The sequence below is a fragment of the Pseudarthrobacter sp. HLT1-3 genome, assembly GCF_059383535.1.
Genome location: NZ_JBWZCJ010000002.1, coordinates 240597 through 261572 on the forward strand (window position 1 = coordinate 240597; position 20976 = coordinate 261572).

General features: G+C 67.4%; 18 protein-coding genes and 1 pseudogene. 14 read left to right on the forward strand and 5 right to left on the reverse strand.

All coding sequences use genetic code 11. The features are described from left to right. Nucleotides 1-55 precede the first annotated feature (55 nt). From AC50X9_RS02820 to AC50X9_RS02865, 10 genes are all read left to right on the forward strand, one after another. The gene (locus AC50X9_RS02820; RefSeq protein ID WP_494889961.1) at nt 56-859 is read left to right on the forward strand and encodes a creatininase; all 804 of its coding nucleotides are present in this window, start codon (nt 56-58) and stop codon (nt 857-859) included. A 328-nt stretch (nt 860-1187) separates the two neighbouring features. After that, the gene (locus tag AC50X9_RS02825) at nt 1188-1982 is read left to right on the forward strand and encodes an IclR family transcriptional regulator (protein WP_494889964.1); all 795 of its coding nucleotides are present in this window, start codon (nt 1188-1190) and stop codon (nt 1980-1982) included. A 544-nt stretch (nt 1983-2526) separates the two neighbouring features. Further along, nucleotides 2527-3804: a cytochrome P450 gene (locus AC50X9_RS02830; protein WP_494889967.1), complete on the forward strand. Its 1278-nt coding sequence runs from the start codon at nt 2527-2529 to the stop codon at nt 3802-3804. Nucleotides 3805-3809: 5 nt separating this feature from the next. After that, nucleotides 3810-5018: a PEP/pyruvate-binding domain-containing protein gene (locus AC50X9_RS02835; RefSeq protein WP_494889969.1), complete on the forward strand. Its 1209-nt coding sequence runs from the start codon at nt 3810-3812 to the stop codon at nt 5016-5018. Between the two features lie 68 nt (nt 5019-5086). Beyond that, the gene (locus tag AC50X9_RS02840) at nt 5087-6958 is read left to right on the forward strand and encodes a PEP-utilizing enzyme (protein WP_494889971.1); all 1872 of its coding nucleotides are present in this window, start codon (nt 5087-5089) and stop codon (nt 6956-6958) included. A 7-nt stretch (nt 6959-6965) separates the two neighbouring features. Continuing rightward, entirely contained in the window at nt 6966-7757 is a 792-nt protein-coding gene (locus AC50X9_RS02845; protein WP_494889973.1) for an SDR family NAD(P)-dependent oxidoreductase, read from the forward strand. A 46-nt stretch (nt 7758-7803) separates the two neighbouring features. Next, on the forward strand, nt 7804-8124 hold the full coding sequence (locus AC50X9_RS02850; RefSeq protein ID WP_494889975.1) for a 2Fe-2S iron-sulfur cluster-binding protein: 321 nt from the start codon (nt 7804-7806) through the stop codon (nt 8122-8124). A 2-nt stretch (nt 8125-8126) separates the two neighbouring features. Continuing rightward, the gene (locus AC50X9_RS02855; RefSeq protein ID WP_494889977.1) at nt 8127-9470 is read left to right on the forward strand and encodes an NAD(P)/FAD-dependent oxidoreductase; all 1344 of its coding nucleotides are present in this window, start codon (nt 8127-8129) and stop codon (nt 9468-9470) included. 41 nt (nt 9471-9511) lie between these two features. Continuing rightward, entirely contained in the window at nt 9512-10270 is a 759-nt protein-coding gene (locus AC50X9_RS02860) for an HD domain-containing protein (protein ID WP_494889979.1), read from the forward strand. After that, complete coding sequence (locus AC50X9_RS02865) at nt 10267-11787, forward strand: aldehyde dehydrogenase family protein (protein WP_494889981.1); 1521 nt, start codon at nt 10267-10269, stop codon at nt 11785-11787. The genes AC50X9_RS02860 and AC50X9_RS02865 overlap by 4 nt, the downstream gene beginning before the upstream one ends. Before the next feature lie 109 nt (nt 11788-11896). On the opposite strand, the gene AC50X9_RS02870 is transcribed toward AC50X9_RS02865, so the two are convergent. Next, complete coding sequence (locus tag AC50X9_RS02870; RefSeq protein WP_494889983.1) at nt 11897-12253, reverse strand: hypothetical protein; 357 nt, start codon at nt 12251-12253, stop codon at nt 11897-11899. Between the two features lie 151 nt (nt 12254-12404). Here AC50X9_RS02870 and AC50X9_RS02875 point away from each other — a divergent pair, with 151 nt between their 5' ends. Then, nucleotides 12405-12713 (forward strand): antibiotic biosynthesis monooxygenase family protein, encoded by a 309-nt coding sequence (locus AC50X9_RS02875; protein ID WP_494889985.1) that lies wholly within the window; start codon nt 12405-12407, stop codon nt 12711-12713. Here the strand turns inward: AC50X9_RS02875 and AC50X9_RS02880 are convergent. The 3 genes and pseudogenes from AC50X9_RS02880 to AC50X9_RS02890 form a co-directional block, all read right to left on the reverse strand. Then, nucleotides 12710-13324 carry a DUF6919 domain-containing protein gene (locus AC50X9_RS02880; protein WP_494889987.1) on the reverse strand — a complete coding sequence of 205 codons (615 nt, stop codon included), beginning with the start codon at nt 13322-13324 and terminating at the stop codon, nt 12710-12712. The genes AC50X9_RS02875 and AC50X9_RS02880 overlap by 4 nt on opposite strands. A 5-nt stretch (nt 13325-13329) precedes the next feature. Continuing rightward, on the reverse strand, nt 13330-13851 hold the full coding sequence (locus tag AC50X9_RS02885) for an SRPBCC family protein (protein WP_494889989.1): 522 nt from the start codon (nt 13849-13851) through the stop codon (nt 13330-13332). A gap of 363 nt (nt 13852-14214) precedes the next feature. Then, nucleotides 14215-15608 (reverse strand): annotated as a pseudogene (locus AC50X9_RS02890) (IS1380 family transposase). 233 nt (nt 15609-15841) lie between these two features. Between AC50X9_RS02890 and AC50X9_RS02895 the strand changes: the two are divergent. Then, entirely contained in the window at nt 15842-16435 is a 594-nt protein-coding gene (locus tag AC50X9_RS02895) for a LacI family DNA-binding transcriptional regulator (protein ID WP_494889991.1), read from the forward strand. Nucleotides 16436-16655: 220 nt separating this feature from the next. Beyond that, nucleotides 16656-18179, forward strand: coding sequence for a SulP family inorganic anion transporter (locus tag AC50X9_RS02900; protein WP_494889993.1), 1524 nt, complete (start codon nt 16656-16658; stop codon nt 18177-18179). 163 nt (nt 18180-18342) lie between these two features. Here AC50X9_RS02900 and AC50X9_RS02905 read toward each other — a convergent pair whose 3' ends face one another. Beyond that, entirely contained in the window at nt 18343-20046 is a 1704-nt protein-coding gene (locus tag AC50X9_RS02905; RefSeq protein WP_494889996.1) for an MFS transporter, read from the reverse strand. 261 nt (nt 20047-20307) lie between these two features. Between AC50X9_RS02905 and AC50X9_RS02910 the strand changes: the two genes are divergently transcribed. Further along, complete coding sequence (locus AC50X9_RS02910) at nt 20308-20895, forward strand: TetR/AcrR family transcriptional regulator (RefSeq protein ID WP_494889998.1); 588 nt, start codon at nt 20308-20310, stop codon at nt 20893-20895. Nucleotides 20896-20976 lie beyond the last annotated feature (81 nt).

The following is a 20976-nucleotide window of genomic DNA, read 5'->3' on the forward strand; positions in this document are numbered from 1 at the left end:
CACCCTGGTGGCGGCGGTCGTCGCCACCAGCGCACTAACGAGGAGCACCACCAGCATGGACAAGTCAGTATTTCTGGAAGACCTGGATGCCTTTGCCTACCGCGAAGCCTTGGCCTCCGGGGAGGCGATCGTCCTCATTCCCGTCGGGTCCCTGGAGCAGCACGGCCCACACCTGCCGCTGGGAACGGACACCATCCTGTCATCCCACTTCGCGGAGGGTGTTGCCCGACGGCTGGGTGCCCTGGTTGCCCAGCCGATCGCATACGGGTACAAGTCGCAGCAGAAGTCCGGCGGCGGCAACCACCTCTCCGGTACGACCAGCCTGGATGGCGCCACCCTCATCAACGTGGCGCGAAACCTGGTCAAGTCCTTCCTCAACCAGGGCGTCCGGCACGTGGTGTTAATCAACGGCCACTTCGAGAACTACCAGTTCCTGTACGAGGGAATCGACCTTGCCCTTGACGAGTTGGGCATCAAGCCCGGGGCGGAGCAGAGCGTGCTGCTGCTCTCATACTGGGACTTTGTCAGCGAGGAGACGCTGAGGCAGGTCTACCCCGATGGCTTCCCGGGCTGGGAAATCGAACACGGCGGGGTCCTGGAAACCTCCCTCATGCTCCACCTCGAACCGGCCCGGGTAGCCATTGACCGCCTGGTCGACGGTCCTGCCGCGGTTCTGCCGCGCTTCGACAGGCTCCCGGTCGTGCCGGACCGGACACCCGCCACCGGTTGCCTGTCATCGGCCGCGGGCTCCACCGCAGCCAAGGGCGGGCTGCTGTTCGGACAGGTCGTCGGAGATCTGGCCGTCGACCTCGCAAATGAACTGGTCCGGGAACCCGCGCCTGCGGTTGTTCCGGCGTAGGGGACAACGATCCCAGAGGGCAACGCGATTGACCCAGTGAAACTATGGCGCCGCGGGGAGACTTTCCCGCGGCGCCTTTCGTGTCACAGCACTGCACATCGGACATACGACGGCGTCGACCAAACTACGACCCCCAACGCGGAGTCACTTAGCGGCCATCTGCGGCCACGGCACTGGCGCTAAGTGACCCCGCGTTGCTTGGTTTCCGGACCGCACGGCCAGGAGCCGGCAATTGCGGACTACACTCGATCCCGGGCAGCCCGACGGCCCGGCTGACGGCCAAGCCAGATAACGAAGCTGGCATTAGGCCCGCGACAAGGAGGTCAGGATGGCCGGCGGGAGCCGCGAACCAGGCAGGACCGTGACCTCGAAGGTCCTTTCCATTCTCGAAGCCTTCGAAAAGTCCCGGGGTGCCCTCAGCCTCACCGATATCGCCGAGAAATCCGGACTGCCCCTGAGCACCGCCCACCGTCTGGTCAACGAGCTCACGGACTGGGGATTCCTCGCGCGCGAGCCCAACGGCCGCTACCAGCTCGGCATCCGCCTCTGGGAGCTCGCCCAGAACACCGGGAGGCAGCTGCGCGACGCGGCGCGGCCCTACGTTCAGGACCTCTTTTCGCTCACCGGCGAAACCGCGCATCTGGCAGTCCGGGCCGGCCGTGACGTGCTCTACATCGACCGGGTCTACGGCTCCAGGCGGGTGCCCCGCGCCGGTCGGGTCGGCGGCCGGCTGCCCATGCACGCGACCGCCGTCGGAAAGGTCATCCTCGCCTTTGAGGAGGAATGGGTCCGGGACGCCTACCTGAACCGGCAGCTGGCGCGCCACACCGCCCACACCCACGTGGACCCCACAAAGCTGGCTGCTGAGCTGGCCCAGATCCGGGAGCAGGGCTACGCCACCACCCTGGAGGAAGTCCGGCTGGGCTCCTGCTCGATCGCGGTCCCGGTCTTCCATACCGGCAGGATCGGCGCGTCGATCGGCCTTGTGCTGCCCACCAGCCAGGCCGCCACGATGACCCGGCACCTGCCCGTGCTGCGGGGAATCGCCGCCCAGATTGAGCGCGCCACGGCCAGGATCCCGCTGGAAACGCTGCTCGGCAGCCACGTCGCCGGCACGGACTGATCGGCGCGATCCTCGCTATGGTCTAGCACCCCGCAGCACGGCTGCCGGCTGCCCGGGGTGGCCGGCGGCCTTACGTTGCGGCCGGGCAGCGTCCGTCCGGGGGCACTTTGGTGCCAACATTCGACGTCGGCGGCTTAGAAGGGGCGGCGTGTCCGTGTCGAAGTGCCCCCGGACCGCGGCCGGGGGCTCCCAGGGCTTGGCCGGACGCTGTCCAATGGGGCGGGTTAGCCGGGCGATCGGGGCGCGGTTGGCGGAGGAGAGGCTACCGGCCCCGGGGTGGCCGGCAGCCTTGCGGTGCGGCCGGTGGTGTCCGTCCGGGGGCACTTTGAGGGGCAATATTCGACGTCGGCGGCTTAGTTGGCGGCATGTCCGTGTCGAAGTGCCCCCCCGACCGCGGCCGGCCCGCACCACCCCGGGCGGAAGATAACTCACTTCCGCTCAGTGGAAGTGAACGCTGCGTTCCGGGAGTGATGGGGACCACACTGGTGAGAAGAACCCCGGCATGCACTGGCGCTGCCGGCGGAACTCAAACCAAGGAGCTTAGATGTCATCGTCGACGGATACGGCCGGCCGCTGTCCCTTTGGACACGGCGCCGAGGCACCCGCAGGGCACCACGGCTACGAGCCGTTCCAGATGAAGAATCCCTTCCCGGCCTACGCAGAACTCCGGGCCGAGCAGCCGGTGATGTTCGACGAGCGGGTCGGCCTCTACGTCGTCTCCCGCTATGACGACATCAAGGCCGTCTTCGAGGACTGGGAGACCTTCTCCAGCGAAAACGCCCAGGCCCCCGTCCGGGAACGCGGCGACGCAGCAAAGAAGATCATGGAAGACGGCGGCTTCACCGCGTACTCGGGCCTCTCCGCCCGCCGCCCGCCGGAGCACACCCGCATCCGCGCCGTGGTCCAGAAGGCCTTCACGCCCCGCCGTTACAAGGCGCTTGAGCCCTTCATCCGGCAGAACGTCGTCGAGCTGCTCGAAAAGATGCTGGCCCGGCCGGACCGCCACGGCGACATGGTCAAGGACCTCGCCTACGACGTCCCGACCATCACCATTCTCACCCTCATCGGCGCCGACGTGTCCCAGGTGGACACGTTCAAACGCTGGAGCGATTCCCGGGCGGCCATGACCTGGGGCGACCTCAGCGACGAGGAACAGATCCCGCACGCCCACAACCTCGTGGAGTACTGGCAGGAGTGCCTGCGCCTGGTCAAGGTGGCCCATGAGCAAGGCGGCGACAACCTCACCGGGGACCTCGTGAAGTCCCAGCAGGAGGGTGCGGAGATCTCCGACCACGAGATCGCCTCCGTCCTCTACAGCCTGCTGTTCGCCGGCCACGAGACCACCACCACGCTGATCTCCAACGCCCTCCGCGAGCTGCTGGCCCGACCCGAGCAGTGGAAGCAGCTCATCGAGGACCCCAAGAAGATCCCCGCCGCCATCGATGAGGTCCTGCGCTACGCCGGGTCGATCGTCGGCTGGCGCCGCAAGGCCCTCAAGGACACGGAAGTCGGCGGCGTCGCCATCGAAGAGGGCGCGCAGCTGCTGCTCCTGATGGGCTCCGCCAACCGCGACGAGAACAAATTCAGCGCCGGTGAGGACTTCGACATTACCCGCCCCAATGCCCGCGAGCACCTCTCCTTCGGGTTCGGCATCCACTACTGCCTGGGCAACATGCTCGCCAAGCTCCAGGCCAAAATCGCCCTCGAGGAAGTGGCCCGGCTCGCCCCCGGCCTGCAGCTGGAGAACCCGGAAGCCATCGGCTTCCGGGAAAACCTCTCCTTCCGCGTCCCCGAGACCGTCCCCGTCAGCTGGAAGGCCTGAGAAATATGCAAAGCAACGAATATATCCAGTTCTTCGACGGCGGCATCGAACCGAAGCTCGAAAACCTCGGCGGGAAGGGCGCCTCCCTGGTCACCATGACCTCCGCCGGCATGCCCGTCCCGCCCGGGTTTGTGGTCACCACGGCCCAGTTCGACACGTTTATGGAGGAAGCCGGCATCACCCGGCACATCCACCAGCTCCTCGCCGACCTGGACCCCGAGGATATGGGCCAGGTCGACAAGGTCTCCGCCGCCATCCGCGAGGACATCTGCTCCCGCCCGGTGCCGCAAGCGATGCGTGAGCTCACCGTCGGCGCCTACGAAGCCCTGATGTCCCGCTTCGACGCACCCGTCCCGGTGGCCGTCCGCTCCAGCGCCACCGCCGAAGACCTCCCCGACGCCTCCTTCGCCGGCCAGCAGGACACCTACCTCTGGCTCGCCGGCGTCAAAGCCGTCACCGAGCACATCCGGCAGTGCTGGGCCTCGCTCTTCACCTCCCGCGCCATCATCTACCGGCTCAAAAACAACATCCCCAACGAGGGCCTGTCCATGGCCGTCGTGGTGCAGAAGATGGTCAACGCCCGCGTCTCCGGCGTCGCCATCACCATGGACCCCACCAACGGCGACCGCTCCAAGATCACGATTGACTCCTCCTATGGGGTCGGCGAGATGGTGGTATCCGGCCAGGTCACCCCGGACAACATCATGCTGGACAAGGTCACCCTGACGGTCATCTCCGAACACCTCGGCGACAAGCATGCCGAACTTGTCCCGGACGCCGTTGCCGGCCGGCTGGTGGAGCAGGAGGTCGACGCCGAACGCCGCGGCCGCCGCAGCCTCAGCGACGCCGAACTGACCGCCGTCGCGCAGATGGCCAAGCGCGCGGAAAAGCACTACAAGTGCCCGCAGGACATCGAGTGGGCCCTGGACGCGGACCTGCCCGACGGCGAAAACCTCCTGTTGCTGCAGTCCCGCCCCGAAACCGTGCACTCCTCCAAGCCGACCGTCCCGTCGGCTGCCAGCGCGGGCGGCTACTTCAGCGGACTCAGCCCGGCAGCCTCTGCGGCCACCCCCGCCCCCACAACGACGCCGGCCACCACGACGGCGGGCGGCACCACGCCGTCGTCCGCCACAGGACCGTCCGCCACGCCGCCGGCCTCCGCCGGCTTCAGCCTCAGCAGCATTACCGCGTCCCTACTGAAGCCCTCGATCTGACAAGTTTTGACCCGCTAGTCCGCTTCGTTCCCCAGGCTCACCGCCGAGCCCGTATTGAAAGGACCGCCATGTCCCTGAAGTCCTTCCCCAAACCCTCCGAGCTTGCGGTCCCCGCCGGCGCCGAGGGCTGGGAAAAGATCTACCCGTACTACCTGGTCTTCCAGGACAAGCTCAAGGACCAGGAGGACGCCAAGTTCTGGTTCTGCGACAGCCAGCACTGGCCCACCGTGTTCAAGCCTTTCGAAACCATCGGCGGCGAATTCGCGGTCAAGTGCCTGGGCCAGTACAACGCCCGGCACCTGATGATCCCCAACGCCAACGGCATCGAGTTCCGCGTCCATTTGGGCTACCTCTACATGTCGCCCATTCCGGTGCCGGAGGACCAGATCGCCGCGCGGGTGCCCCTGTTCGAACAGCGGGTGGGCCACTACTTCCAGAACTGGGACCAGCTCCTCAAGCAGTGGCACGTCAAGGTCAAGGGCACCATCGACGAGATGGAAACCATCTCCTTCCCCAAGCTCCCGGACGTGGTCCCGATGGAGGACATCCTCGCCGGCAAGGGCAAGGACGGCTCCGAGAAACTGCTGGAGAGCTACGACCGGCTGATCCAGCTGGCCTACCAGAACTGGCAGTACCACTTCGAGTTCCTCAACCTCGGCTACATCGCCTACCTGGACTTCTTCAACTTCTGCAAGCAGGTCTTCCCCAACATCCCGGACCAGTCCATCGCCACCATGGTGCAGGGCGTGGACATGGAACTCTTCCGCCCGGATGACGAGCTGAAGGGGCTGGCCAAACTGGCCGTCGAACTCAAGCTGCAGCCGCATTTTTCCAACACGGACGACGTCGAGGCCACCCTCGCTGCCGTCGCGGCGGCCCCCGGCGGGGACCGCTGGACGGCCCAGTACGAGGCGGCCAAGGACCCGTGGTTCAACTTCACCGTGGGCAACGGCTTCTACGGCCACGACAAGTACTGGAACGAACACCAGGAAATCCCGCTCGGCTACATCGCCGACTACATCCGCCGCGTCGACGAGGGCCAGGAGATCATGCGCCCGGTCGAGGCCCTGATCATCGAACGCGACCGCATCATCGAGGAATACCGGGACCTGCTGGAAGGCGAAAACCAGGGCCTCTTCGACGCCAAGCGCGGGCTCGCCGCCACCGCCTACCCGTACGTGGAGAACCACAACTTCTACATCGAGCACTGGACCATGGGTGTTTTCTGGCGCAAGATCCGCGAGCTCAGCCGCATGATGCAGGCCGAGGGCTTCTGGACCGAACCGGACGACCTGCTCTACCTGGGCCGCAACGAGGTCCGTGACGCGCTCTTTGACCTGGTCACCGGCTGGGGCGTCGGCGCCAAGCCGATCGGCCCGGACTACTGGCCGGAAGAGATCGAGCGCCGCCGCGGGATCGTGGATGCGCTCAAGACCGCCCGCCCGGCCCCGGCGCTGAACACCCCGCCGGAAATCATCACCGAACCGTTCACCCGGATGCTCTGGGGCATCACCACGGAACAGGTCCAGCAGTGGCTGGGCGCCGGCGAGGCGGTCGAGGGCGGCGGCCTGCGCGGCATGGCAGCCTCGCCCGGCGTCGTCGAAGGCCTGGCCCGCGTGGTCACCGACGCCGACCAGCTCTCCGAGGTGCAGCAGGGCGAGATCCTGGTCGCCACCGTCACGGCCCCGTCGTGGGGTCCGATCTTCGGCAAGATCAAGGCCACGGTCACCGACATCGGCGGCATGATGAGCCACGCGGCGATCGTCTGCCGGGAATACGGCCTTCCGGCCGTGACCGGCACCGGCTCGGCGTCCACCACGATCAAAACGGGGCAGCGGCTGCGCGTGGACGGCACCAAGGGCACGGTCCAGATCCTCGACGCGGAGGAACCGGAACTCCAGGTCACCGGACCCGGGGCGCACAGCCACAGCCATGTCTGATCTGAATATGCCTGTAGCGGAATATAACGACGACGGCGGGGCCGGCCCGGCGGGCCAGCCTGCCCGCACCGTCCTGATCACCGGTGCCGCCGGCGGGCTGGGCCGGGCGTTCGCGCTCGGCTTCGCCCGCCGCGGCTACCGCGTGGCGGTGGCTGACGTGAACCTCGAAGGTGCGGAGGAAACCGCGAAGCTGGTCCGGGAATCCGGGGCTGACGCTGCAGCTTTCCATGCGGACGTCACGAGCGTCGAGTCCACCGAGGCCCTCGCGAAAAGCTGCGCGGAGTTCGGCAACGGAAGCATCGACGTCGTGCTCAATAACGCGGCGGTCTACGCGGGGGTGACCCGCAGCCCGTTCGAGGACATTGACCCGGCCGAATGGGACCTGGTCATGAACGTGAACCTCAAGGGCCCCTGGCTGGTCACCCGCGCGGCGAGCCCGTACCTGCCCGACGGGGGCCGCGTCATCAACCTCTCCAGCGCCACGATCTTCAGCGGCTCGGAGCAGTGGCTGCACTACGTCGCCTCCAAGGGCGGGGTGGTTGCCCTGACCCGGGTGCTGGCCAAGGAACTGGGCCGGCGGGGGATCACGGTCAACGCGATCGCCCCCGGCTTCACCCTCACCGAGGCCAGCTACGGGCTGATGCAGAACGCCGAGAACTACGGCGTGGACCGCGGCGCGATCAAGCGGGCCAGCCAGCCGGAGGACATCGTGGGCGCGGCGCTCTTCCTGGCCGGGCCGGACAGTTCCTACTACACCGGCCAGACCATGGTGGTCGACGGCGGCCGCCAGTTCATCTGACTCCCTTTCTTACTCGACTTTCAGCTTTCAACCCCAAGGAGGACCAATGCCAACGGTTCATTTCACCGACGCAGAAGGCGCCGTCCGCGACGTCCAGGGCAACCCCGGCGACTCCGTCATGGAAACCGCGGTGCGCAACGGCGTCCCCGGCATCGTGGCCGAATGCGGCGGATCGCTGTCCTGCGCCACCTGCCACGTCTTCGTCCGTGAGGATTGCCTCCCGCAGCTCCCGGCGATGGAGGACATGGAGGACGAGATGCTGTACGGCACCGCCGTGGACCGCGAGGAGAACTCGCGGCTGTCCTGCCAGCTCCGCCTGACCGACGAGCTCGAGCTGTTCGTCACCACCCCGGAAACCCAGGTGTAGGAATGGGCACCCATGTTGCCGCAGCCGAGAAGACCTCCGCCGGGGCCGCCGCGCAGCCGGACAGCCCTACCCGCACCGGCCTGCTGATCATCGGCGCGAGCCAGTCCGGCGTCCAGCTCGCGGTCTCCCTCCGTGCGCTGGGATTCGATGAGCACATCACCCTGCTCGGCGACGAGGACCACCGCCCCTATCAGCGCCCGGCCCTGTCCAAGGAGTTCCTGCAGGGCACGGTGGAGAGCGAATCCTTGATTTTCCGCTCCAATGAGTACTGGGCCGAACACAACGTGGACCTCGTCAAGGGCGAATACATCGCCAGGATTGACAAGGAGGCCGACGGCTCCGGCATCGCGCACTCCGCCTCGGGCAGGCAGTTCCCCTTCAAACGCCTTGCCCTCACCGTTGGCGCGCGTGCCCGCAAAATGGAGATCGAGGGCGGGGACCTCGACGGCGTGCTCTACCTGCGCAACGCCGACGACGCCCTGGCACTCAAGGCCCGGGTGGGGGACGCCCAAGACGTGGTGGTGATCGGCGGCGGATTCATCGGCCTCGAAGCCGCGTCCAGCCTGCAGAAGATGGGCAAGAACGTCACCGTGCTGGAATTCGGGCCGCGCCTGGTGGGCCGCGCCGTCGGCGAGGAAACCGCCGAGTACTTCCTGCAGGCCCACCGGGCCCGCGGCCTGGACATCCGGCTGAACACGAGTGCCACACGCTTCATCGAGGGAGACGCCCCGGGAGACGCCTCGGGTGACGGCCGCCGGGCCGTCGCCGGTGTCGAACTCCAGGACGGCAGCGTGCTGCCCGCGCAGATCGTGCTGGTCGGCATCGGCGTCATCCCCAACATCCAGCTGGCCGAACAGCTTGGCCTGGCCGTGGACAACGGGATCGTCGTGGACCGCTTCGCGCTGGCCTCGGACGGCACCACGGTGGCAATCGGCGACTGCGCCAACATGCCCAACCCGGTGCCCGGCTCGGAACCGGACGAGCGGATCCGGCTCGAAAGCGTGAACAACGCGATCGAACACGCCAAGGTGGCCGCCTACTCCCTCACCGGCCGGCGCGAGGAATACGCCGGCATCCCGTGGTTCTGGTCCAACCAGGCCGACCTCAAACTCCAGATCGCCGGACTCTGCAACGGCTACGACCGGACCGTGCTGCGGCGCGACGAGGAACGCGGAAAATTCAGTGTCCTCTACTACCGCCAGGACCAGGTCATCGCCGCGGACTGCGTCAACGCCCCGCTGGACTTCATGGCGGTCAAAAACGCCCTCGCCAAAGGCCAGAACATCCCCGCCGACGCCGCCGCGGACCCGGCCACACCCCTCAAAACGATCACCACGGACAGCTAACTCCACTCAGACAGTGAGTCGGCCCCACCCGAAGGAGCATTATGACCACCCCCAAGACCCCGGTTGCCGAGACCGGCACCGCGAACCCGGTTCCCGAAACCCCAGCGGCCGCCCATCCCGCGGCTGCGGACTTCGCCGCCGCGTACCCGGTCCGGCCGGTCCCGGCGCAGGGACCGGTGGACACCGCCCCGATCGCCACCACCCCGGCGGCGCTCGAGGAACTCGACCGGCTCTGGCAGGCCGTGGTGCACGAGACCCGCACCCGCGGCAACGACATCCACCTGCCGATCTCGCTCGCCTTCGCCGAGCGGCTCTGCCGGGCCTACCCCGACGCCGACGCCGAACTGGTCCGGGTGGCCACCCTGCTGCACGACACCGGCTGGGCCCACGTGGACGAATCCCGCATCATCTCGGAGGGCTTCGCGGGCGACTGGCGCAAGGCCGCCATCCGCTACGAACACGAGAAACAGGGCTGCGACGTGGCCCGCCGGGTGCTCCCGGGCCTGGGCTACTCCGCGGAATTCATCGAGCGGGTCTGCGCGATCATCGACGGCCACGACACCCGCCCGCTGGCCCACTCCCTGGAAGATGCGCTGATGCGCGACGCCGACCGGCTCTGGCGGTTCGACCAGGCAGGGATCGCCCTGGCCTCCACCTGGTTCAAAATGGACCCGGCCACCTACACCGACCGGCTGGCCTCCGAAATCGTGCCCGAACTCATCACCCAGGCCGCCCACGACATGGCCACCGCCGACCTGGACCGCTCCACCGCCCTGCTCAAGACGGCCGTGATCCGATGACCGCCGCGACGCACGACGCCCCCGCCCTGGCCGCCCGGGCAGCGCTGAGCCTGCCGTACGCGCACGTGGACGACGTCTATATCAACGGCGCGTGGACCCCTGCCCGCGGCCCGGCCCGCAACCCGGTCACCGACCCCGCCACCGGCGAAGTCTGGGGCTCCGTCCCGGACGGAAGCGCCGAAGACGTGGACGCCGCCGTCGACTCCGCCCGTAACGCGTTCGACGACGGCGCCTGGCCGCGGCTGGCGCCCTCCGAACGGGCCGCATACCTGCTGCGCATCGCCGAGGAAGTGGAGAATCGCGCCGGGGAACTCTCGCTGACCAACACCCGCGAGAACGGCTCGCCGGTCTCGGAATCCGCCGGGGCCGCGGCCAACGCCGCCGGCATCTTCCGCTACTTCGCCTCCCTCGCCGGCTATCTGGAGCGCGAGGACGTCCGGGCCTTCCCCCGGGGCGGCGGCGAATCCGTGGTCCGGCGCGAACCGATCGGGGTGTGCGCGCTGATCGCGCCCTGGAACTTCCCGATCAACCTGGTGGTCATCAAGCTCGCCCCGGCGCTGCTGGCCGGCTGCACTGTGGTGATGAAGCCGGCGTCGCCCACCCCGCTGTCGCTCCGGGTGATCGTCGACGCCGTGGCCGCGGCCGGCGTCCCGGCCGGCGTCGTCAACCTGGTCACCGGTTCCGGCCGGCTGGGTGATGCGCTGGTGAAGCACCCGGGCGTGGACAAGGTCGCCTTCACCGGTTCGACGCCGGTGGGCCGGAAGATCGCGGCGGCCTGCGGCGAGCTGCTGCGCCCGGTCACGCTGGAGCTCGGCGGAAAGTCCAGCGCAATCGTGCTGCCGGACGCGGACCTGGACGCGATGTCCAAGGTGCTGATCCGCTCCTCGATGCGCAACACCGGGCAGACCTGCTACATCTCGACCCGAATCCTGGCTCCCGCCAGCCGCTACGAGGAAGTCGTGGACATGGTCACCCGGACCATCGCCGCCGGAAAACAGGGCGACCCGCTGGACCCGGACACGGTCTTCGGGCCCTGCGCCACCGAGTCGCAGTACCGGACCGTGCTGGACTACGTGGACTCGGGCCTGGCCGAAGGCGCCCGCGCGACCACCGGCGGACGTGCGGCGTCCCTGGGCGGCGGGCTCGAAGGCGGGTACTTCGTGGAGCCCACCGTGTTCGCCGACGTCACGCCGGACATGCGGATCTCCCGCGAGGAGATCTTCGGACCGGTCATTTGCATCCTGAAGTACAACGACGCCGGCGGCAGCGTCGATGAGGCCGTTGCGCTGGCGAACAACACCGAGTTCGGCCTGGGCGGCCTGGTCTTCGGCGCTGATCCGGAGGCTGCGCTCGCCGTCGCGGACCGGATGGACACCGGCTCGGTGGGCATCAACTTCTTCGCCTCCAACCACGCCGCACCGTTCGGCGGCCGGCACGACTCCGGTCTGGGCACCGAGTACGGCGTCGAGGGCCTCAACGCGTACCTGAGCTACAAGTCGATCCACCGGAAAGTCTGAAAACCCCAACGCGGGGTCACTCCGCGCCCATCCCGGGGCCCCGGACCGGCGCGAAGTGACCCCGCGTTGCTCCGTGGGTCCACGGTTTACGGGGTGGAGTGGGGCTGGGTCAGGCCATCAGCGTCAGCACCGCGATCTGGTAACCCTCGGCGCTGTCGATGAGCTGGTAGCAAAACCGCTCGGGCGGCCGGCCCTGGTATGACCAGGTGACGTCGGCCCAGACGGTCCCGGGAGCTTCGCCCATGATCGAGATCCGCTTCCCGACGTCGTTCACACCGTCGTACTGGCTGAAGGCGGACGCGAAGAACTCCTCGGTCTGCCGGGTGTCGCTGACCGGGATCGACGTGCCCGGGAACAGGATCAGCGACGGAACCGCATACAAGGCCGCGATGGCCCTGGCGTCACGGGCCAGCAGCGCCGACGCGTAGCGATCGAAGAATCCGGCTACTTTGTCCTTGGTTTCCATGGCATCAGACTACAAATCCGATGCCTGCTGCGCACTGACTTCCTGAACCGGGAAGGATGCCGCCGTCGGGTAAATCGGCCCTACCGGCCACACGAAGGCCGGGCCGATAATCGGGGGTATCCACCCCTTGCAGACTACGGAGGCGATCGACGTGTCGGTTTATACGCTCGGAATCTGGCTGGTACACCCCGGCCGCGAGAATGATTTTGTGCAGGCCTGGCGGGATCTGGCCCGGAAGACCCAGGAGGACTTCCCGCACGCGAAGGCGGTGCTGATGCATGACCGCGACGTCCGGAACCGGTTCATCAGCACCGGTCCGTGGGAATCCCTGGAACAGGCTGAAGTGTGGCGGGCGTCCGAGATGTTCAAGCAGAGCATGGAGGGCATGCGCGAGATGCTGGAGCATTTCGAGGCACGCACCCTGGACGAGGCCGCCAGCATCGGCTGGGATTCGCCCTAGCTTGCTGTTTCCGCGCCGGCCAGCGCCGTGAGGACTGCGGGCAGGAGAACGCCGTTTCGGCCCCAGACCGGGTCGAAGACCTCCACGTACCAGGACTCGGCGAGCAGCAGGGCGAGGGAATCGTTGGCCTCCTCAGACCAGTCGCGGAGCTGGTCTTCGCCGGCCGGGCTTTCGCTGCTGCCCAGTACCGTCACCACTTCGCCGTCCCGGAGGGTCACAGGAATGGAGGCCTGGCTGGCTTCGCCGGGGGCGTGGGCAACGGTCACCAGCTCGGTCCGGCCGGACAGCTGCAGAAGCGCGGCCGCCGAGGCAGCACTGCAGAATCCGGTCACGTAGGCGCGCTGTGTGTGTCCCTCGGCGGGCAGACCGGGTTGTGACTCCCTGGTGAAGAGCCCGTTCCGGTTCAGGGCCGCGAGCTCCCCGGCGATGGCCGTCGTCTCGTCGTCGAAACCGGGGGTGAAAGTTCCCGGCTGGTACTGGCTCCGGCCCTCAAGCCAGCGCGCGGTGAGCTCGCCGGCCGCCGGGATGGTGCCCGCCTGCCGCCAGACTTCGCGGTCGGCCAGCAGCCGCCCGAAGCTGTCCCGTTCGGTGGTGTATCTGTCGTCTGACAACGGGGCTACGCCCCTCTGCTGTGGCTGCCGGCGGCGCTGCCGGCGGGGCCGGCCCCGGAGTGCTGGCGCAGCAGCAGGGCGAGGCGCTCGCAGCTCAGGCGCAGCGCCTCGAGCTCCCGCCGGCTGAACTCGTCGATGGCGTGGTGGATCTGCTCCGGCAGCTCCCCGGCTTCCTCGTCCACCTCAAACTCGTGATCCAGCGTGACCTCGGAAGACCCCTCCGCTGGGCGGATCGCCCAGCGGCCGCCAAGGCTCAGCAGCGGAGGCTCCAGCCCGAGCTGCCGGAACTCGCCACGGTGTCCTGCGGCATCAAAGGTCCGGTGGCAGTGGCTGGAGTTCAGCGACCCGTTCGCCACGACCGAGGTCCGGAGTTCGTGGTCGGCGTCGTCGCCGCTGACCCGCTCGGCGTAGACGGTCAGGCCGTCGAGGTAGGGCCAATGCGAGGAGTCGCGCAGCATCGCGAAGATGAGGTCGGCCGGGGCCTCGATGGTGAGCCGGTGGGTTGTCCGGCGCGTGGTCAGCGACAAGTCCGACACCTCCTGCGATCTGCGGGCTTTCTATGCAATCTAGGCGAGCCGGGCCCGGCGGCACAGGTTTTTGTCCCACTGCGTCACGGCAGGCAACAAAGCGACACACTTGCTCCTGCCCGGGTTCCTTGTGGATTTTAGAGGGGGCCGAATTACCGGTAGCCCCGTGGATCCCAAACGCGGGGTCACCTGGCGCCGATCCGGAAGGGCTGGGATGGGCGCTAAGCCTCGATCCACCGGTTGTGTTTGATGGGGCGGGGTCGTTCTGATCTGGGTCCGCGTTCGGTCGTTGGGCATGACGGAGTTCCCGGCCTTGCTGCCGGTGGTGTTCCTGGTCCTGGTTGCGCCGAGTCGGCTGGGTGGTCAGATAGCGGCGGTCCGTGGTGGCCCGCAGGCCGCTTCGAAGAGTTGTGACCAGCTGGTTTCCCAAGGCCAGTGAGCAGGACGGTGCAGGGTGATTTTCCGTGCCGAGGTCGCGATCCTGGCGGGGACGGTGATGAGTTTTCGGCGGATGGTGCCGCTGCGTGCCTTGCCCAGGTCGGTGCCGGCGAGGGTGCCGATGGCGCGCGAGAGGTTGAAGGCGATGGTCGCCAGGACCAGCCAGGCCGCGTTGGCGGTGAACTTTCCCGAGGGCAGGTGCGCCAGGGCACTGTCTTTGAGGTCCGCGTTGACCTGCTCGATGATGGCGTGTTGGCGGTGGGTTTTGTCTGCGGTGACGGCGTCCAGGGCGCTGGTGGTGAAGAAGGCGTGGAAGCGGTGGGTGTCGAACAGGGTCTGTTGGCCTGCGCCTGCTTTGGCGTTCAGTTCCGGGATCCGGCGCACGACCAGGCGCCCGTGGACGCGTTCGGCTTTCTTTCGGCCCACGAAGGCGGTGAAGGCGGTTTCGGCGACTTCCGCCGAGGAAATCCAGGCTCCGGTGGTTTCATCGCGGACCGCGTCGGTGTATTGGATTGTGGTCCAGGCCTTCTCGTTGATGGTGGCGATGGCACGTTTGACGGCCGGGTCCATCCTGGCGGTAATGGACACTTTCGCGCCTGCGCGGTGGGCAGCGGCGACGACCGGGTGGCCGTAGAACGCACTGTCGGCGCGCAGCAGCACCAGCCCGGTGGCATCCTTGCCGCGCAGCCGTTTCACGGTGGCAAGGATTCACCGATGAACTTCCCCGCCCCGCGCGGGGAGCCGGAGCTTCCCTTGCGCAGCCTCGCGCCGATGATGACCGGCGCCGCGGTCGCGGTCGAGAGGATCCCAATCAGCGCGTTCAGTCCCCGGACCCCGGAGTAACCGTATCCGGAACCCTGTTTCCGGTAGCCGTGGACTTCCTTGATGGTGTCGTCGATATCGACCAAAGCGTAATCATCGATACCGGAGGCGATCGGGGCCACGGCGGCGACGTTCACCAGCCACCGGGCCGCGAGGGCGTCGAGCTGACGGACATGGCCGAAGGTGAACGCCCGCAGGAACGATCCCAAAGTTGACGGGGCATATGCACCGGCGAAAAGTTTCTTCATCCCGCCGTGCCGCAACAAGGCCATGTCATCGATGGAATCGGCCCCCGCGACCATGCCCGCGACCATCGCAGTGACCTTCAACCCCGCATTCGCGCCGAAGTATCCGGGCAGCGTCAGCCACTGATCAGCGAGTTCACCGAGGCAGGTTTTCACCGCCAGCGCCATCGCCGGGACCAGACCTGCGGCCGACACGAGATTGGAATCATCGAACGCGGCTGACACGCGCGTGGATCTATGGAAAAGTTGCACCTACGAGATGCCTCTCGGATTGGCCAAACGGAGTTCTAGACAAACCCCATTTTTCCCGATCCGACAGGCATTCTCCGTTTAAACCGCCGCTACAACCTCAAACCGACCGGTGGATTGAGGCTAAGTGACCCCGCGTTGGTGTGAGGGCTAGAGTTCACGGAGGGGGTCCACCCCAGGACGAAAGTTTCAGCAACGCCACGGATCCGCGGCGGAGAACCACCCGGGAGTCATCAGTGCGGCACGGAGCCAAGCCCACCATCCGCGACGTCGCGGAGGCCGCGGGCGTGTCCCTGACCACGGTGTCCTACGTGCTGTCCGGCCGCCCCGGAGGTAACACCCGGATCAGCCAGCCCACGCACGACCGGGTCCATGCCGCAGCCCACGAACTGGGCTATGTGCCCAACCGGGCCGCCCGCGGGATGCGGCGCGGGCGCACCGACGTCATGGCCGTGGCCATCACCGACCTCGACGACGACTGGGACCGAGCGCTGGCCACCGCAGCCGCCGGCATCCTGTCCCGGCACGGCTACCAGCCGGTCATCCTGCTGGGCGACAGCTGGCGTCAGTTTATGCTCTCCGGGGGTGCCGACGGCGTTATCCTCGGCTCCGTTCCGGCGGACCGTTCGCCCGAAGAGCTCCAGACCATAGCCGAACTCGTTGAGCGCGGCGTGGGTTTGCTGGTCTTTTCAGACACCCTGCAGCCGGACGGTTTCGACGTGCTGGCACCGGGGGCCGCGGAAGATGACTTGGCGGACGGTACCGCGGCCGGCGGGGACGCGCCCTTTGAACAAGCGGTAACCCTGCTGCTCGCCCGGCTTCGCGGCTGAGGGATCTTTCCGTCAGGAGCGATGCACAACACCGGCCCCGGGCCCGCACGGTAAAGTTGCCCATGCAAGGTGAGCCGCGGCCGCTTCCGCCCGGCGCCCTTGCCTCGTGACTTCCCTTCCGGTGCAGTGCAGCCCCCTCCCTTCTTGCCGACGTAGCCAGCCGTTGTCTGAGTAACGAAGCCGCCCAGGCGCGTCTTCCCGAGATTGAACGGAGCCAGCAATGGCCACCAAAACCGCCGAAGCTGTTCCGGTTCTGACCCCGGAACAGCTTCAATCAGTCCGCGGCACCCTCCGGTCCCCGCGCCGGCTCAAGACCGAGGTCCTCGGCGGGCTCGTCGTGGCGCTGGCGCTCATCCCGGAGGCCATCGCCTTCTCCATCATCGCCGGCGTTGACCCCCGGATCGGGCTTTTCGCCTCCTTCACCATGGCGGTCACGATCGCCGTCGTCGGCGGCCGCCCGGCCATGATCTCGGCGGCCACCGGCGCCGTTGCCCTGGTGATTGCCCCGCTGGTGAAATCCCACGGCCTGGATTACCTCATCGCCGCCGTCATCCTCGCCGGCCTCTTCCAGATCATCCTGGGCCTGTCAGGGGTGGCCAAGCTGATGCGGTTCATTCCCCGCTCGGTCATGGTCGGGTTCGTCAACGCCCTGGCCATTCTTATCTTCATGTCCCAGGTCCCCGAACTGGTCGGCGTCCCCTGGCTGGTCTATCCGCTCACCGCGGTGGGCCTGCTGATAGTCTTCGGCCTGCCCCGACTGACCAAAGCCGTGCCCGCACCGCTCGTTGCGATCGTGGTCCTCACGCTTGTTACGGTGCTGGCCGCCGTCGCCGTCCCCACGGTGGGGGACAAGGGCGCGTTGCCCGACTCGTTGCCGGCCCTCTTCCTTCCCAACGTGCCGCTGACGCTTGGGACGCTGCAGGTGATCTTCCCGTTCGCCCTGGCCATGGCCTTCGTGGGGCTGCTCGAATCCCTCATGACCGCGAAACTCGTCGACGACATCACGGACACCCGCTCCCACAAGACCCACGAGGCCTGGGGGCAGGGTGTCGCCAACGTTGTCACCGGCTTCTTCGGAGGCATGGGCGGCTGCGCGATGATCGGGCAGACCATGATCAACGTCAAGGCCTCCGGCGCACGGACACGAATCTCGACCTTCCTCGCCGGCGTGTTCCTGCTCATCCTGGTGGTGGCCCTCGGCGACATCGTGTCCCTCATCCCGATGGGCGCCCTGGTTGCCGTGATGATCTTTGTTGCCGTGGCCACCTTCGACTGGCACAGCATCCGGCCGTCCACACTGAAGGCGCTGCCCAAGAGTGAAACGCTCGTGATGGTGGCCACCGTGATCGTCACCGTGGCGACGCACAACCTGGCGATCGGCGTCGGCGTCGGTGTGCTGGTGGCAATGGTGCTGTTCGCCCGCCGGGTGGCGCACTTCGTCACAGTGGACCGCACTGTGGCCGACGTCGACGGTCGTCCGGTCGCCACCTACAAGGTCGACGGCGAGCTCTTCTTCGCCTCCTCAAATGACCTCTACACCCAGTTCGACTACGCCCTGGATCCGGAACTGGTGGTCATCGACATGCACGCCTCCCACCTCTGGGACGCCTCCACCATCGCCGCGCTGGACGCCATCACCGAGAAGTACCGGCGCCACGGCAAGACCGTCGACGTGGTGGGTCTCAACGACGCGAGCCTCCTGATGCGCGAACGGCTCGCCGGAAAGCTCGGCGGCGGCGACTAGCTGTACTAGCCCGCGCTCCTGCCCGGTTGCTGTTGCCGGTGACTGGTTCGGACACACAAAAGACCGGCGTGTCCTTCTTTGGAACACGCCGGGCTTTTGAGGTCTGGCGGGGTGTAACTGGGCGGGAGCGCAGTGGCCCCCGCTCAGTTCGGCCGTCCGGCTGTCAGGCAGACGGTGCCGTTGCCGGGGTGGCGGTTGAAACGGCTGGCGCAGGTGCCGCCGCGGCGGGTTCCGCCGGGGTTTCCACCAGCGGGTCGACAAAGGCTTCGGCGGAGGGGTGGGTGTCCTTGACGCCGTGGAGGCCGATCAGGGTGAGCAGGGCCGCGGCGGCTGCGGCAATTGCACAGACGAAGAAGGCCTGGGAGAAGCCGTTGCCCAGTGCCTGCAGGGCAAGCTCGTGGGCCGCGGAGCCGGGTGCTCCCGGCGGCAGGCTGTTGAGTGCGATCGGGCCGCCGGCCTGGAAGATGGCATTGGCGGGTCCGGCCTGATCGGCGGGCAGGGTGGCGGTCTGCAGCGAGGCGCCGAGGCTGGCACCCGCGGTGCTCAGAGCCACGGCGCCGGCCAGGACCGGGCCGAGGGCGAAGCCCAGGTCACGCAGCAGGTTGGTGGTGGCGCTGGCCATGCCGGCCAGGTGCAACGGCACGGTGTTCAGGGCGATGGCGGTCATTGGGCTCAGGGTCAGGGCGAAACCGACGCCCAGCAGCAGGGCCGGGGTGATGAACGGGGTCATGGCCATGTTGGTCACGTCCAGGCCGGAGGCCATCAGCGCGCCGATGGCCATCAGGAGGAACCCTGCGGTCAGCAGCCAGCGCCCGGCCACCCGGGTCAGCAGGCGGGAGATCAGCGGCACCAGCACGAACGTGGGGCCCTGGAGCAGCAGGAAGAGCAGGCCGATGTTCAGCGGGTTCTGGTGCTGGACCGGGCCAAGCCACATGCTCAGTGAGAACAGGCTGCCCAGGAACGCGAACATGCCGACGACGGCGACGATCGAGGAGATGGTGAAGCCGCGGTTGCGGAACAGCCGCAGGTCCAGCAGCGGCGAATCGACGCGCGTTTCGATGAGGATGAACGCGCCCAGCAACAGCGCGCCGGCGACGAAGGAGCCGACGACGTGCGGGGCAGCCCAGCCGTCTTCCGGGCCCTGGACCAGGCCGAAGAGGACCAGGATCAGGCCGAGGGCGAAGGTGGTCTGGCCCCACCAGTCGGGTTTGCGGCCCTGTGCGGCCTTGTGTTCAGCCGCGACCAGGATGGCCAGGATGACGGTCAGGACACTGAGGCCCGCGACCACGCCGTAGGCGCCGCGCCACACGCCCTGGCTGGCGAAAATGCCGCCGAGCAGCGGGGACAGCGCCGCACCGACGGACAGAAAGCCCGCCCACATGGCGATGCCTTTGGCGCGTGCCTTGGCGTTATGGGTCACGGCGGCCACGAGGGCCAGGGAAGCCGGGAAGATCGCGCCGGCGCCCAGGCCGTTGAGTGCCGAACCAATCCACATCAGCTCAACCGTCGGGGACAGCGCGCACACCAGCGAACCGAGGGCCAGCAGCAGGGCGCCGCCGATGACGAGCCTTTTGTGGCCGAGCTTGTCGCCCAGCAGGCCGAAGGTCAGTTCGAAAACCACGACGGGGATCATGAACGCCGCCGTGATCCAGGTCAGCTGGGACCCCACGGTGTTGAACGTCTGCTGGAATTCGCCGTTGAGGGAGCCGGGCAGCGCGTTGGCGATCTGCGCGACCATCACTGCGACGGCTGCCGTCGCCAGGGTGCCTTTCACCCGCAGCCGCGGCAGGCCGAGCTGCGCAGCGTCTGTTGCGGCGGGCGAGGGCGGTGCGGTCCGGGGCGGAGCGGTGCCTGGATCGGTGCTCATGTAAAACTCCTTTGTTTGATGCGAGCGATCGGGAGGGACGATTGCGAAGTCGAGCCGTCCGCCGTGGGCTGTCAGTGCTTGGGCGACTGTCTTCGTCGACGGCCTAGTGCATGGGGCCGGGTCCAAGGTTCCCCGGCGCCGGAGACCAAGGTGTTCACGCCCGGCGGGGACGGGAAATGTGATGTTGCTAACAGCATAGGCAGTCACTATACAGAGTGTCAAGTGAATGAATGGGGCGGAAATTTGCACTAATCTGAGGACGTGGCAAGCATCCGAGAAGCTCAAAAGCAGATGACCCGACGACTGCTGCTCGAAAAGGGTCTGGAGCTCTTTGAGGAGAAGGGTTTCGCCGCGACGACGGTGGACGACATCGCTGCCGCTGTGGGCACCACACGGGCGACCTTTTACGCGCATTTTCCGTCCAAGGCCCAGCTGATGCGGGCGCTGGTCGAGCGGTCCAACGAGATGCTGACCGAGGCGGATGTCCCACCGTTGCATTCGGTGGTGGAATCCGGCGACCGCGAGCTGATTCGGGTCTGGCTCGCCCGGAAGTTTGAGCAGTGGGCCGAAATCCGCCCCTACGTGGTGGCGGCGCACCAGGCCGCGGCCAGTGAACCGGACATCCAGGCGGCCCTGGACCAGTGGTTCGACGCGGCGATTGACGACATGCAGGCGGGCCTGGACCGGGCAGGGCGGTTCGACGCAGCCAGCCGCCGCGTGCGCTGCGCGCTGGCCTTCGGCGAGCTGGAGTTCTTTTCCCGGCGCTGGATGCGGCTCGGCTGGACCGTGGACCGCGATGTTTCGCTGGAGTTGATGGTCGACAACTGGTGCTTCCTGCTGGCTGAGTGAGCAGGCAGTGACGGGGGCATACCCTCAACGCAGCCTTAACCGCCGCCGGCCCTAACGTTCAAGGTCTGAACGTTACGGCCG

Bases quoted from the DNA above. Each gene is read 5' to 3' on its own strand.
- AC50X9_RS02820 (WP_494889961.1), top strand. From the start codon at position 56: ATGGACAAGTCAGTATTTCTGGAAGACCTGGATGCCTTTGCCTACCGC.
- AC50X9_RS02825 (WP_494889964.1), top strand. From the start codon at position 1,188: ATGGCCGGCGGGAGCCGCGAACCAGGCAGGACCGTGACCTCGAAGGTC.
- AC50X9_RS02830 (WP_494889967.1), top strand. From the start codon at position 2,527: ATGTCATCGTCGACGGATACGGCCGGCCGCTGTCCCTTTGGACACGGC.
- AC50X9_RS02835 (WP_494889969.1), top strand. From the start codon at position 3,810: ATGCAAAGCAACGAATATATCCAGTTCTTCGACGGCGGCATCGAACCG.
- AC50X9_RS02840 (WP_494889971.1), top strand. From the start codon at position 5,087: ATGTCCCTGAAGTCCTTCCCCAAACCCTCCGAGCTTGCGGTCCCCGCC.
- AC50X9_RS02845 (WP_494889973.1), top strand. From the start codon at position 6,966: ATGCCTGTAGCGGAATATAACGACGACGGCGGGGCCGGCCCGGCGGGC.
- AC50X9_RS02850 (WP_494889975.1), top strand. From the start codon at position 7,804: ATGCCAACGGTTCATTTCACCGACGCAGAAGGCGCCGTCCGCGACGTC.
- AC50X9_RS02855 (WP_494889977.1), top strand. From the start codon at position 8,127: ATGGGCACCCATGTTGCCGCAGCCGAGAAGACCTCCGCCGGGGCCGCC.
- AC50X9_RS02860 (WP_494889979.1), top strand. From the start codon at position 9,512: ATGACCACCCCCAAGACCCCGGTTGCCGAGACCGGCACCGCGAACCCG.
- AC50X9_RS02865 (WP_494889981.1), top strand. From the start codon at position 10,267: ATGACCGCCGCGACGCACGACGCCCCCGCCCTGGCCGCCCGGGCAGCG.
- AC50X9_RS02870 (WP_494889983.1), bottom strand. From the start codon at position 12,253: ATGGAAACCAAGGACAAAGTAGCCGGATTCTTCGATCGCTACGCGTCG.
- AC50X9_RS02900 (WP_494889993.1), top strand. From the start codon at position 16,656: ATGGCCACCAAAACCGCCGAAGCTGTTCCGGTTCTGACCCCGGAACAG.
- AC50X9_RS02905 (WP_494889996.1), bottom strand. From the start codon at position 20,046: ATGAGCACCGATCCAGGCACCGCTCCGCCCCGGACCGCACCGCCCTCG.